General features: G+C 71.7%; 11 protein-coding genes. 4 read left to right on the top strand and 7 right to left on the bottom strand.

The features are described from left to right. Positions 1-34: 34 nt before the first annotated feature. From PKF00_RS29885 to PKF00_RS29895, 3 genes are all read right to left on the bottom strand, one after another. A complete protein-coding gene (locus tag PKF00_RS29885; protein ID WP_271221013.1) occupies positions 35-1,639 on the bottom strand; it encodes a multicopper oxidase family protein in 1,605 nt (534 codons plus the stop codon). A 323-nt stretch (positions 1,640-1,962) separates the two neighbouring features. Then, positions 1,963-3,186 carry an FAD-dependent oxidoreductase gene (locus PKF00_RS29890; RefSeq protein ID WP_271221014.1) on the bottom strand — a complete coding sequence of 408 codons (1,224 nt, stop codon included), beginning with the start codon at positions 3,184-3,186 and terminating at the stop codon, positions 1,963-1,965. Then, positions 3,183-3,779, bottom strand: coding sequence for a PadR family transcriptional regulator (locus tag PKF00_RS29895; protein WP_271221015.1), 597 nt, complete (start codon positions 3,777-3,779; stop codon positions 3,183-3,185). Before PKF00_RS29895 ends, PKF00_RS29890 begins: the two co-directional genes overlap by 4 nt. A gap of 235 nt (positions 3,780-4,014) precedes the next feature. Here PKF00_RS29895 and PKF00_RS29900 point away from each other — a divergent pair, with 235 nt between their 5' ends. Then, positions 4,015-4,746: a tyrosine-protein phosphatase gene (locus PKF00_RS29900; protein WP_271221016.1), complete on the top strand. Its 732-nt coding sequence runs from the start codon at positions 4,015-4,017 to the stop codon at positions 4,744-4,746. Positions 4,747-4,807: 61 nt separating this feature from the next. Here PKF00_RS29900 and PKF00_RS29905 read toward each other — a convergent pair whose 3' ends face one another. The 4 genes from PKF00_RS29905 to PKF00_RS29920 form a co-directional block, all read right to left on the bottom strand. Beyond that, positions 4,808-5,491 (bottom strand): alpha/beta hydrolase family protein, encoded by a 684-nt coding sequence (locus PKF00_RS29905; protein ID WP_271221017.1) that lies wholly within the window; start codon positions 5,489-5,491, stop codon positions 4,808-4,810. 133 nt (positions 5,492-5,624) lie between these two features. After that, on the bottom strand, positions 5,625-5,834 hold the full coding sequence (locus PKF00_RS29910) for a hypothetical protein (RefSeq protein ID WP_271221018.1): 210 nt from the start codon (positions 5,832-5,834) through the stop codon (positions 5,625-5,627). A gap of 102 nt (positions 5,835-5,936) precedes the next feature. Further along, the gene (gene kynU, locus PKF00_RS29915) at positions 5,937-7,217 is read right to left on the bottom strand and encodes a kynureninase (RefSeq protein WP_271221019.1); all 1,281 of its coding nucleotides are present in this window, start codon (positions 7,215-7,217) and stop codon (positions 5,937-5,939) included. Positions 7,218-7,545: 328 nt separating this feature from the next. Next, on the bottom strand, positions 7,546-8,682 hold the full coding sequence (locus PKF00_RS29920; RefSeq protein ID WP_271221020.1) for an isochorismate synthase: 1,137 nt from the start codon (positions 8,680-8,682) through the stop codon (positions 7,546-7,548). Between the two features lie 256 nt (positions 8,683-8,938). Here PKF00_RS29920 and PKF00_RS29925 point away from each other — a divergent pair, with 256 nt between their 5' ends. Genes PKF00_RS29925 through PKF00_RS29935 form a run of 3 tightly spaced genes read left to right on the top strand, consistent with a single transcriptional unit; the run spans position 8,939 to position 12,026 of the window. Continuing rightward, positions 8,939-10,285 (top strand): lysine N(6)-hydroxylase/L-ornithine N(5)-oxygenase family protein, encoded by a 1,347-nt coding sequence (locus PKF00_RS29925; RefSeq protein WP_271221021.1) that lies wholly within the window; start codon positions 8,939-8,941, stop codon positions 10,283-10,285. A 44-nt stretch (positions 10,286-10,329) separates the two neighbouring features. Continuing rightward, positions 10,330-10,569, top strand: coding sequence for a phosphopantetheine-binding protein (locus PKF00_RS29930; RefSeq protein ID WP_271221022.1), 240 nt, complete (start codon positions 10,330-10,332; stop codon positions 10,567-10,569). Then, positions 10,566-12,026, top strand: a complete 1,461-nt coding sequence (locus PKF00_RS29935) for a tryptophan 7-halogenase (RefSeq protein WP_271221023.1) — start codon at positions 10,566-10,568, stop codon at positions 12,024-12,026. Before PKF00_RS29930 ends, PKF00_RS29935 begins: the two co-directional genes overlap by 4 nt. Positions 12,027-12,058: the final 32 nt, after the last annotated feature.

Raw genomic sequence — 12,058 nt, forward strand, 5'->3', positions numbered from 1 at the left:
GTCGTCGCGGCGGCTTCGGCCGTGGCCGTCGTGTTCAGCCGTGGCCGTCGTGGAGGGCGGGCCTGCCGGGCGACCGGCCTGGCTCGGTGACGACGAACTGCCCCATCATGCCCTGGTCCTCGTGGTAGAGGAGGTGGCAGTGGAACATGTAGGGGGTGTTCGGGTCGGCCTGGTCGCCGAAGCGCACCGCGACGCGGATCGGAACCTGCCGGGGAGCGTAGATCGTGTCCTTCCAGCCGCGCAGTTCGGGAGGCGGGGCGGCGCCGCCGACCGACAGGACCTGGAACCGGGTGCCGTGCGCGTGGAAGTTGTGCGGGAGGAGGTCGGTGCTGACGATCTCCCAGACCTCGGTGACGCCCCTGGCGACCCCGAAGTCGATCCGGCTCATGTCCATCACCCTGTCGTTGATCATGAAGTTGGCCAGCTCGAACCGGCGGTCGACCCGGCCGTCCGCCGAGCCGATCCGGGGCGGCTCCGCCAGGACGCCGGGCAGGGCGGGGGAGGGCGTCAGCCGGGGGGCGGCCCGCAGTTCCAGAACGTCCAGGGTGTCGTCGCCGCCGGTGAGGCGGGAGGTCCAGAAGTCGGCGCCGAGCTCGGGCGGGTGACTGCGCAGCACCAGCCGCTCCGAGGGGCGCATGGTCACCACGATCTCGGCGCGTTCTCCCGGTGAGAGCTGTATCCGGTCGGTGGTGTGCGGCGCGGGCAGCAGGCCGCCGTCGGTGCCGACGAGCGCGAACGGCCGCCCGTCGGACAGCCCGAACCGGTAGGTCCGGGCGTTGGACGCGTTGAGCAGGCGTAACCGCGTCCGTTCCGCGGTGACGTCGTGGTACGGCGCGATCGTGCCGTTGACCAGGACGGTGTCTCCGAGGACGCCGACCCCGCCGATCAGCCGGCTGGCCTCGTCGAACCGGTTGTCGCCGTCGAAGTTCTTGTCCTGCACGATGACCGGGACGTCGTCGACTCCGTACCGTCCGGGCAGCCCCGGCGGCCCGCCCGAGGGGTCGTCGACGATGAACATTCCGGCCATGCCGCGGTAGACGTGCTGACCGGTCCGGCCGTGCGGGTGAGGGTGGTACCAGAGCGTGGCGGCGGGCTGGTCGATCCGCCAGCTCGGGGACCAGGTCGCGCCGACGCGGATCGGCTGGTGCGGTCCGCCGTCCATCGAGGCGGGCAGATGCATGCCGTGCCAGTGCACGGTGGTGGTCTCGGTCAGCTCGTTGCGCACGTTGACCACGACCGTCTCACCTCTGGCCGCGCGCAGCGTCGGTCCGAGGTGGCCGTTGTCGAACCCCCACGTGGGGGTCGGCCTGCCGGGACGCAGCCGCCGGCTTCCGACGGCGGCGCGCAGATCGAACACGCGCCGCCCCGACCCGTCGCGGCGGCCGGTGTCCAGCGGAGGGACGGCCAGGCGGTTGACGAAGCGGATCGTGCCCGCGGTGTCGATGTCCGAGGTCGTCCACAGCCACGCCGCCCCCGCGGCGCAGGCCGCGATCGTCGCCGACGTTCCGATCAACCCTGCTTTGAGCAGACGTCGCCGGGTGAGCCGTCGCGGCGTCGCCGACGCGGTGGGGGGCGGGGCGGGAGGCGGTGTCGTCGGCTGGGCGTCCGCCGCCCGCGGGTCCTCATGCGGCTTGGTCAATGTTGCCGTCCCGGTCGGGTCCGTGGGTCGGCGCCCGCCGGCGGCGGCCGCCTTCGATGTCGTCGCGGATCAGCGGTGGATCGGCTCGGACGTCCCGTCGAGCCGGAGGCGTGGGCGGCGGCGGCCCGCGGCCGGGGGTCCCGCGTGACGGCGGGACCGGTCTCCGGGCCGCCGTCGGCGGTGACCGCGCCCCCGAGGGGAACGGCGGTGACCGCCCTCCCGTAGGGCACGCGTGATCCACCGCTGGAACGTGCCATGGAGGAGGGCGCCCTGGTGAGCGGACCGGGGGCGAGGCGCCGACCCCGGTGGGAGCACGATCGTGCCTACGTCCTGCTGGCCGAGCGCTGGGTCTCGGCGGTGACCGGGGCGGCCCAGTCGATGCGGTAGCGCTGCTCGCCGCCGAGGGTCTTCTCCGGGTTGAGGAAGGTCTTCATCGCGATGGGCATCATCAGGCCCATCATCGCGATGGCCACGGGACCGAGCGCCTTGCTGTTGTTGGTCTTCGCGGCGCGCGCGGCGACCTTCTCGACCCTGTCGCGGCGGAGTTTCTCGTAGGCGGCGAACGCGGACGTCACGTCGGGGAGGTCACGCAGGCAGCGCGCCAGCTGGATGGCGCTCTCCATGGCGAGCGAGGCTCCCTGCCCCGAGCTGGAGGAGGGCGCGTGCACGGAGTCGCCGACCAGCACCAGGCGGCCGCGGTACCAGTGGGGCAGCTTCGGCATGATCTCCAGCGAGCCGAGGGTGACCAGCTGGTCGGCACTGGTGTGCTGGAGCAGCTCGCGCCCCGGCACGTCGTCGGCGAAGATCTCGCGCAGGCGCTTCAGCCACTCGGCGGTCGGCGTCTTGCGCATCTGGGCGATCGACATCGGCTCCTTGTGCGGGACGTTGCCGAACCACGCGGTCGTGCCGTCCGGCTGCGCCCAGTAGCCCAGGAACGCCCGCTTGCCGAAGGAGAAGTAGGCGGCGTCCGACGCCCCGCGGATCGAGACGTCGGCCGCGGCGCCGAAGTTCAGGAGGGGGACGTGGTCGGGGCCGGGGGCCTTCGGGTCGATCAGCTTCCTGACCGTGGACCTGATGCCGTCCGCGCCGATGAGCACGTCTCCGGTCGCGGTGCTGCCGTCGGCGAACCGCGCGGTGACGCCGGTCGGCGTCTCGTCGACGCCGACGAGACGCTTGCCGTACTCGAGCCTGACGCCGTGCGCCACGGCGTGGTCGTGCAGGGCCCGGTAGAGGTCGGGCCGCCATAACGCGCGGCTGGGCTGCAGGCCGGTCAGGGCGGGGAACTCGCCCATCGGCCTGCCGCGGCCGTCCGTCATGATCGTGCGGTTCATCGGCAGGCCGATGGTCCGCACCGCCTCGTCCGCGCCGATGATCCGCAGCGCGTCGAGCCCGTTCGGCGCGATCGTGAGCTGGCCGCCGACGCCGTCGGCCGTGGTCGTGTACGCCTCGTAGACGGTCGACTCGATGCCGGCCCGCTGCAGTGCCATAGCCGCGACCGGACCGGCGATCCCGCCGCCGATGACCAGTGCTGTCCTGACTGCTGTCATGTTCGACTCCCGAAGATCTCCTGCCAGGCCCGGACGTAGTCGGGCTGCTTGAGCGACTCGATCAGTTGCGTGATGAAGGTGCGTTCGGCGTCCAGCACCGCGAGCCGGTACTCCTCCTCGACCAGGAACACCCAGGTGACGCCGCCGTCGACGGCGCCCCGCACGCTGGCGCGGATCTCGGCGGCCTCGGCGGTCAACGCCGCCAGCCGCCGGTCGAGCAGCTCGGCCGCCTCGGTGGGGGAGAGCAGGCTCAGCAACGACAGGGCGACCCCGAAGTGCGGGTATTCGTGCCGTGGCGCGGAGACCAGCTCTCGCATCCAGTTGTAGAACTCCTGCCGGCCCTCCTCGGTGAGGGCGTAGACGGTGCGCTCGGGCCGCTGGGTGTCGCGCACCGTCTCCTGCTCGATGATGAAGCCGGCCTTCCTCAGCTGCTCGACCACCATGTAGAGCGAGCCTCGGTTGTACTTGAAACTGCGGTCCTTGCCGTGCTCCTGCAACCGCCGACCCATCTCGTACGGATGCATCGGCTCGGCCAGGAGCTCGGCGAGCACCGCCAGTGCGAGCGGGTTGGCCACCTTGCGTCGCTTCTCCACGACGCCCCCATTCCTTTAGTCAGTTACAACTATCTAGAGTTTTCTAGTCAGTGTCAACTATTCAGTTGTGACGACGCCCGCCGAAGCGGTGTCAGGAGAATCCTCCGGCACGACGGCGGGATCCGCAGAACGCCGCCGTCGCGGGCGTCGCCGGCGGGACGACCGTGCCGCCCGTGACGGCGACCGCGCCGCCGAGGGCGTCGCGCGGGCAGGGCGGAGCCGTAGGGTGGCCCGGGTGGAGAGGCATATCGCGTTCGAGCGCCTGCGCAACTTTCGTGACATGGGCGGTTACCGCACCGAGGACGGCCGGTCGGTGCGGTGGGGCCGCCTGTACCGGTCCGACTCGCTGTCCAAGCTGCGGGGCGAGGACTGGACCCGCTTTCTCGCCCTGGGGGTGCGCACGGTGATCGACCTGCGCTACCCCTGGGAGGTCGAGGCCAGGGGGCGGGTGCCCCACTTCGACGGGCTCGTCTACCACAATCTCAGCGTCGAACACCGGCCCTACGACCAGGCGGAGCTCGGCCCGGACGTCGGCGTCGCCCGTTTCCTCGCCGACAGGTACGCGGAGGTCGCCCTCGACGGGGTCGAGGAGCTGGGGCGGGCGCTGGAGGTCGTCGCCTCGGACGACGGCGCTCCGCTGGTCATCCACTGCGCCTCGGGCAAGGACCGCACCGGCCTGCTCGCCGCTCTCGTCCTGTCCCTGCTGGGGGTCGACGAGGACGCCGTCGTCGCCGACTTCGCGCTCACCCAGCTCGCCGCCGACCGGTTGGCCGCCGACTGGCGCGCCGACCATCCGGGACGGACGCTGAAGTGGCCCGGTTACGGCCAGGCGCCGGGCGAGATCATGCGTCTCTTCCTGGCGGACCTGGCCGCGGAGCACGGCTCGGTCAGGGGCTACGCCGCCGATCGGCTGGGCGTCGGCGACGACCTGGTCGCGGCGTTGCGCGCGCGGCTCCTGGAGCCGTGACCGCCCGCTTCGAGGAGCGCGGGGAACCTCGAGGAGCGCGGGGAACTTCGGGAACGACGTCCTAGGACACGAGGGCGGTCAGTTCCCGCAGGACGATCGGCCAGGCTTCGCTTTCCGGGTCGATGAGGACGAAGTGGCCGGCGTCGGGGATCCGCGCCAGTGAGGTCGCCGGGTGGGCGGAGACGTAGGACTCCGAGACGTCGAGGGGGACGCGCTCGTCGCCGGCGCCGTGCACGATCGTCACCCGGCCCGGCCGCCCGGGCAGTCGTACCGGGTCGAGGGCGGCCCGGTCGTCCGGCGGACCGCCGAGGAAGTCGGCCACCGCGCCGTCGTCGAGGTCCAGCCGGTGCGCGAGCCGCAGGTCGGCGACCGGGGCGAGAGCGAGGACGGCGACGTCGTCCGGTGCGGCGCACAGGGCGAGGTGACCGCCGGCCGAGTGGCCGACGACCACTGACGGGCCGATCTCGCCGAGCGCGCTCCGGACGTCGTCCAACGTCGGCCCGGGGCGGCCGGGCTCGCGGCGGTACTCGATCGAGGCGACGTTCCACCCCGCTCCGCGCAGCGCGTTCGCCATGGGCCGCAGGTGGGCCCGGTCGTATTCGGGACGCCAGAACCCGCCGTGGATCAGCGCCACCGTGGGGCCCTCGGAGTGCCAGAGGTCGGCCACCTGGTCGGCGTCCTCGCCGTACCGCAGGGTTCGGTCGGGGCCCGGTGCCGGGCGGGTCAGTACGGAACGGTCTTCCATGAATCGTCTCCGGGAAGGCGGTGTGATGTCGGACCAGGGTGGTGACGGCGCGCGGACCGGCCGGAAAGCCTGCCCGGGGACGCCGGTGAGCCCGCGGGGCGGGCCCGGCGGAGGCAGGAGTCCCCGGGCCGCGTCACGACACGCGTCCGATCCCGGCCACGCCGGCCGCGATCACCCCGGCGAGCACGGCGGCCCCCGCGATCAGCCGCTGCCGCCTGCGCACCCGGCGTTCGACCTGAGCGTAGGGCACCGTGGAGAACGGCACCAGCTCATGCCGCGACGCGTACCGGCCGGGCGGCGCCCGTTCCAGCCGGTGCTCGATCCCCTTGGCCGGCCGGAACACCGGCGAGGCGACCTTGTCGCGCGTCTCGGTGAAGTCGGCCGGCGCCGTCTCGGCGATCGCGTCGGCCGAGCGGATCGCGTCGCGAGGCCGGGACAGGGGATGTCATGACCTCTCCTGGACGCAGTCGGCCAGTGCGGCGGCGGCGCGCCAGCAGTCGTGGTAGCTCGAGTAGAGCGGGGTCGGCGCGACCCGGACGACGTCCGGCTCGCGGGCGTCGGTGACGACCCCGTGCTCCCGGCGCAGCCGCCGGGTCAGCTCGGCGGCGCTGCCGTGGTCGATCCGCAGGGACAGCTGGCACCCGCGGCGGGCCGGGTCGCGCGGGGTGACCACGCTGATCGGCCGGGTCGCGGTGACCTCGTCGAGCAGGCTCTCCAGGTATCCGGTGAGCCGCACGCTGCGGGCCCGCAGCTCGGCCATCCCCACCTGGTCGAACAGGTTGAGCGAGGTGCGCACCGGGCCCATCGCGTAGATCGGCGGGTTGGAGATCTGCCAGGCGTCGGCGCTGGCGGGCGGCCGGGAGACCGGGGCCATCTGGAAGCGGGTCCGCTGCTCGGTGCTCCACCAGCCCTCGAACCGCTGCAGCGCGGGGTCGCCCAGGTGCCGCTGGTGGACGAAGACACCGCCGAGGGCGCCGGGTCCCGAGTTGAGGTACTTGTAGGAGCACCAGGCGGCGAAGTCCGGCCCCCACTCGTGCAGCTTCAGCGGAACGTTCCCGGCGGCGTGCGCGAGGTCCCATCCCACGATCGCGCCGGCCGCGTGCCCGGCCGCGGTGATCGCGGGAATGTCCATGAGCTCGCCGGTGAGGTAGTTGACCCCGCCGAGCATCACCAGCGCGACCGTGTCGCCCTCGCGCTCCAGGAAGTCGAGGACGTCCTGGCCGCCGCCGAGCCGCACCACGGCGGTGTCGGGGTCGAGGCCGTGGAAGCGGGCCTGGCTGCGTACCGCGTAACTGTCGGAGGGGAAGGCGGTGTCCTCGATGACGATCCGGGTCCGCTCGCCTCGCGGTCGGTAGAACGACACCATCAGCAGGTGCAGGTTGACCGTCAGCGAGTTCATGATCACGGTCTCTTCCGGCAGCGCGCCGACCAGCCGGGCGGCCGGTCCGGTGAGCTGCTCGTGGTACGGCACCCAGGGGCGTTCCGCCTCCAGGTGGCCCTCGACGCCGAGCCTGGCCCAGGAGGCCAGGTCCTCCAGCAGCTCCGCCTGGGTCGCCCGGGGCTGCAGGCCGAGCGAGTTGCCGGCCAGGTAGGCGCTGTCGGGATGGGCGCCCCCCTCGGCGGGCGGAACGAGGAAGAGGTCCCGGTGGCCGGGGTCCTCGGCGTCGCGCCGCAGCGCGTCCTCTTCCGTCGACGTCAGCGGGCCGGATTTCAACGGGTGGATCATGTCCGTCTCTCTCTTCGCATGCGGGTTCTGGCCGGCCGCGGCTCGGGTGAGATCATCCGGGCCCTGTCACGTTCCAGCCATGCCAGGCCGTTGGAGCCGCTGCCGGGCTCGACGCCGTCCCGGACGCCTCTCCCAGCTCGCCACCCCATGATGGTGGTGCGCCACGGACTAAAGGAATGCCACATCAATGGCCATGCCGAGATGTAAGCATTGATTGGCGTCGATATTTCAGCTTTCGCCTTCCGAACGAAAAGAGTCCCGTAGGGTCTCGCGCACGGGGCCGTGGAAGCGCTCGGCTCCCGGGAAGGGCGAAGCGGTCGTGACGACTCTACGTCAGGGGGTTGAGGCCCAGCGCGTCCAGGAGGGTGCGGAACTTCGCCGAGGTCTCGGCGAGCTCGTCCTCGGGAACCGACCCCGCGACGATTCCCCCGCCCGCGAACAGGCGGACGCCGGTCCCGTTCACCTCGGCGCAGCGGATGGCGACGGCCCACTCGCCGTCGCCTGAGGCGTCGCACCAGCCGACCATGCCGGTGTAGAAACCGCGGTCGAACGGCTCGATCTCGGCGATGGCGGCGCGGGCCGCGGCCCGGGGCGTGCCGCAGACGGCGGGCGTGGGGTGCAGGGCCACGGCCAGGTCGAGCGAGGTCGTGTCCGGGTCGGTGAGACGCCCCGTGACCCTGGTGGACAGGTGCCACATGGTGGCCGTGCAGACGAGCGACGGCTCCGAGGGCACGCTGAGCGCGCGGCAGTGCGGGGCGAGCGTGTCGGCCACCGCCTCGACGACGACGGCGTGCTCCTGCTGGTCCTTGGCGGAGCAGAGCAGGGCCGCCGCGCGGCGGCGGTCCTCGGCCGGGTCGGCGCCGCGCGGGGCGGAGCCCGCGAGCGGGTTGGCGACCACCGCGGGACCGGAGCGGGAGACCAGGAGCTCCGGGCTGGCGCCCACGAGGGTCCTGCCCGCGGGCAACGGCACCGCGAAGACGTGGCCGTGCGGATCGCGGCCCGCCAGGCGGCGCACCATCGTCACGACGTCGACGGGCTCCTGCCGGGTCAGCTCGAGGGAGCGGGCGAGCACGACCTTGTCCAGGGTCCCCCGCTCCAGCAGGTCGAGCGCGCGCCGGACGCCCTTGAGGTGGTCGGCGGGGCTGGGCACGGGGACGATCCGCCACGGCGGGGCGGGCTCGGCGGCCGGGGTGTCGCAGGAGACGAACGGGTCGGCCCATCGGGTCCGCCCGGGCACGACGAGGTGCGCCGATCCCGGGTCGTCGAACGGCACCGCCCCGATGACGAGGCTCGCTCTCTCGCGCACCCGGCCCGCCAGCTCGCGCAGCGTCGCCGCCGGGGCCACCACGTCGGCCACGCCCTGGCCGAGCAGGGTGTGCTGGGGGGAGGAGAACAGGCAGGAGAGGCCGGGACGGTATTCCTGGAGCAGCTCGGAGGCGGTGACCGCTTCGTATGCGATGGCCAAGACGGGCCTTTCCGGTGCACGACCCCGCAGAGAAACTTAGGTAAGGCTAACCTAATTTTTCACGACCTGCCAAGGTTTGTAAAGGTCTTGTCCATTGTGATCTGGTTCACATGCAATTGCCCCTTGACGTAGGGGTGGGCGAAGTAGAACCTAGGTAAGGCTTACCTAACTAACAACGGTAAGTTTTTCAGTCAGACCTTCACGCAAGCCCCTTTTCGAAGGGCGCTCAACCATGCCCGCAGACACGAGGAGCGGAATGTCGACATCCCCCGCGCAGGGATCCTCAGCGCGATCCCCGCGGCCCCTCGACCTGGTCGGAGTCGGCTTCGGACCGGCCAACCTCGCGCTGGCCGTGGCGTTGCGGGAGCACAACGCGACGGGGCTCGCGATCGAGGCGGCCTTCGTCGAGCGCCAGCAGAGGTTCGGCTGGCACAGGGGGATGCTCCTCGAGGGGACGACACTGCAGGTCTCCTTCCTCAAGGACCTCGTCACCATGCGCAACCCGGCCAGTGAGTACGGGTTCCTGTTCTACCTGCAGGCCAAGGGCAGGCTGGCCGACTTCATCAACCACAAGACGCTGTTCCCCACGCGGGTGGAGTTCCACGACTACCTGGAGTGGGTCGCCGCGCTCTTCGAGCACCAGGTCGCCTACGGCACCGCGGTGCACGGCGCCAGGCCGGTGCGGGACGCGCACGGCCAGGCGGGGCAGGTCGAGGTCCTCGGCGCCGACGGCGACGTGCTGGGCCGGGCCCGCAACCTCGTCCTCGGCGTCGGCCTGCGACCGTGGCTGCCCGAGGGCGTGCACGCCTCGGAACGGGTCTGGCACAACGCCGACCTGCTGACGCGGCTGGGCGCGCTGCCCCCGCTCACCCGGCGGCGCTTCGTCGTCGTCGGCGCGGGTCAGAGCGCCGCCGAGGTGGTCGACCACCTGCACAGGACCTACCCGCAGGCGGAGGTCTGCGCCGTCTTCACCCGCTACGGCTACAGCCCCGCCGACGACAGCCCCTTCGTCAACCAGATCTTCGACCCGGACGCCGTGGACGAGTTCCGCGCCGCGCCGGAGCACGTCCGGCAGGCCCTGCTCGACTACCACGGCAACACCAACTACTCGGTGGTCGACCTCGAGCTCATCGAGGAGCTCTACCGGCGCGCCTACCAGGAGAAGGTCGCGGGCAGGCAGCGGCTGCGCATCCTCAACGTCTCCCGCGTCGCGGGCGTCGACCGGGTCACCGACGGCGTGCGCGTGCACGTCGACCACCTGCCGACCGGACAGCAGACCGTCCTCGACTGCGACGCCGTCGTCTTCGCCACCGGCTACCGCCCCGCCGACCCCCTGAGCCTGCTGGGCGAGCTGGCCGAGCACTGCCGCGTCGACGGGCAGGGACGCCTGCAGGTCGGCGCCGACTACCGCGTGCTCACCGACCCGTCCGTCACGGCCGGGATCTACCTCCAGGGCGGCACCGAGTACGCCCACGGCCTGTCGTCCTCGCTGCTGTCCAACGTGGCCGTCCGCGCGGGAGACATCGTCCGCTCGATCGCGGAGGACAAGCGGGCGAACGGCCGCTCCGGCGTGGACTCCGAGTCCGTGCCCGCCCTGAACTGACCACCCATCCCCTCACCACCGAGCGAGAAAGCAACGGTCGTTCCATGTCGCTGACCCATGAGCGCGTCCGAGGGGACGTAGCCGACGTCCTCTCCGAACCCCCGGCGGAGATCTCCGACGACGAGAACCTGCTGGATCGCGGCCTTGACTCGATCCGCGTGATGAGCCTCGTCGAGCGCTGGCGGGCCGCCGGCGTCCACACCACCTTCATCGAGCTCGCCGAGCACCCCACGGTCGCCGCCTGGTGGCAGCTGATCAGCGACCGCATGGAGGAGAACCGGTGAGCGTCAAACACAGCGCCGACGTCGTGGTCGTGGGCGGCGGGCCCGCCGGATCCACCGCCGCGGCCCTGGTCGCCCGCCGCGGCCACCGCGTCATCCTGCTGGAGAAGGAGACCTTCCCCCGCTACCAGATCGGCGAGTCGCTGCTCCCGGCGACCGTGCACGGCATCTGCAACCTGCTCGGCGTGACCGAGGAGATCGAGAAGGCCGGGTTCACGGTCAAGCGCGGCGGCAGCTTCCGGTGGGGGACCAACCCCGAGCCGTGGAACTTCCTGTTCGCCATCTCTCCCGAGCTGACCGGCCCGACGTCGTTCGCCTACCAGGTCGAGCGGATGAAGTTCGACGACATCCTGCTGAAGAACGCGGCCAGGCAGGGCGTCGACGTCCGCGAGAACGCCACCGTCGTCGACGTCACGACCTCCGGCGACCGCGTCACCGGCGTGCGCTACACCGACGCGGAGGGAACCGAGCACACCGTCGAGGCGCGCTGGGTCGTCGACGGCTCGGGCAACCGCAGCCGCATCTGGAAGGGCGTCGGCGGGGAGCGGCACTACTCGGAGTTCTTCCAGAACATCGCGCTCTTCGGCTACTTCGAGGGCGGCAAGCGCCTTCCCGGCCCCGACGCGGGCAACATCCTGTGCGCGGCCTTCGACGAGGGCTGGATCTGGTACATCCCGCTCAGCGAGACCCTCACCAGCGTCGGCGCCGTCATCAGCCGCGAGCACGCGGCCAGGCTCCAGGGCGACCAGGAGAAGGCGCTGCTCGGCCTCATCGACCGCTGCGCGATCGTGAAGGACTTCCTGTCCGAGGCGAGTAGGGTCACCGAGGGCGTCTACGGCGAGATCCGCACCCGCAAGGACTACTCCTACTCCAACAGCGGCTTCTGGCGCCCCGGCATGGCGCTGGTCGGCGACGCCGCGTGCTTCATCGACCCGGTGTTCTCCACCGGCGTGCACCTGGCCACCTACGCCGGGCTGCTCGTCGCGCGGTCGATCAACAGCGTCCTGGCGGGAGAGCTCGCCGAGGAGCGCGCCTTCGGCGAGTTCGAAGGCCGCTACCGCCGCGAGTACGCCGTCTTCTACGAGTTCCTGTCCGCGTTCTACGACATGCAGAGCAGCGAGGACAACTACTTCTGGAAGGCGCGCAAGGTCACCGGCATGCAGGCCACCGACCTGGAGGCCTTCACCACGCTCGTCGGCGGCGTGCACTCCCGCGAGCTGGCCCTGTCCTCGCGCAACCTCGCGGAGGCGGTCGAGCGCACCGGGACCATGCAGACCGAGTCGGGCGAGCGCATGTTCCACCTGTTCGGCACCCCCGTCGTCACCGACGTGATGCAGGAGATGAACCAGATCCAGGCCAGGGGAGTGCTCGGCGAGCAGACGCCGGAGGCCCCGTTGCTGCCCGGCGGGCTCGTGCCCGCGCGTGACGGCCTCGGCTGGGCCGAGTTCAGCGGCGCCTAGGCCGCCCCGAAAGACAAGATCCGAGAAAGAGG

It is taken from the genome of Streptosporangium carneum (assembly GCF_027922005.1).
GTDB classification, from domain to species: domain Bacteria; phylum Actinomycetota; class Actinomycetes; order Streptosporangiales; family Streptosporangiaceae; genus Streptosporangium; species Streptosporangium carneum.

Bases quoted from the DNA above. Each gene is read 5' to 3' on its own strand.
- PKF00_RS29890 (WP_271221014.1), bottom strand. From the start codon at position 3,186: ATGACAGCAGTCAGGACAGCACTGGTCATCGGCGGCGGGATCGCCGGT.
- kynU (WP_271221019.1), bottom strand. From the start codon at position 7,217: ATGATCCACCCGTTGAAATCCGGCCCGCTGACGTCGACGGAAGAGGAC.
- PKF00_RS29905 (WP_271221017.1), bottom strand. From the start codon at position 5,491: ATGGAAGACCGTTCCGTACTGACCCGCCCGGCACCGGGCCCCGACCGA.
- PKF00_RS29925 (WP_271221021.1), top strand. From the start codon at position 8,939: ATGTCGACATCCCCCGCGCAGGGATCCTCAGCGCGATCCCCGCGGCCC.
- PKF00_RS29930 (WP_271221022.1), top strand. From the start codon at position 10,330: ATGTCGCTGACCCATGAGCGCGTCCGAGGGGACGTAGCCGACGTCCTC.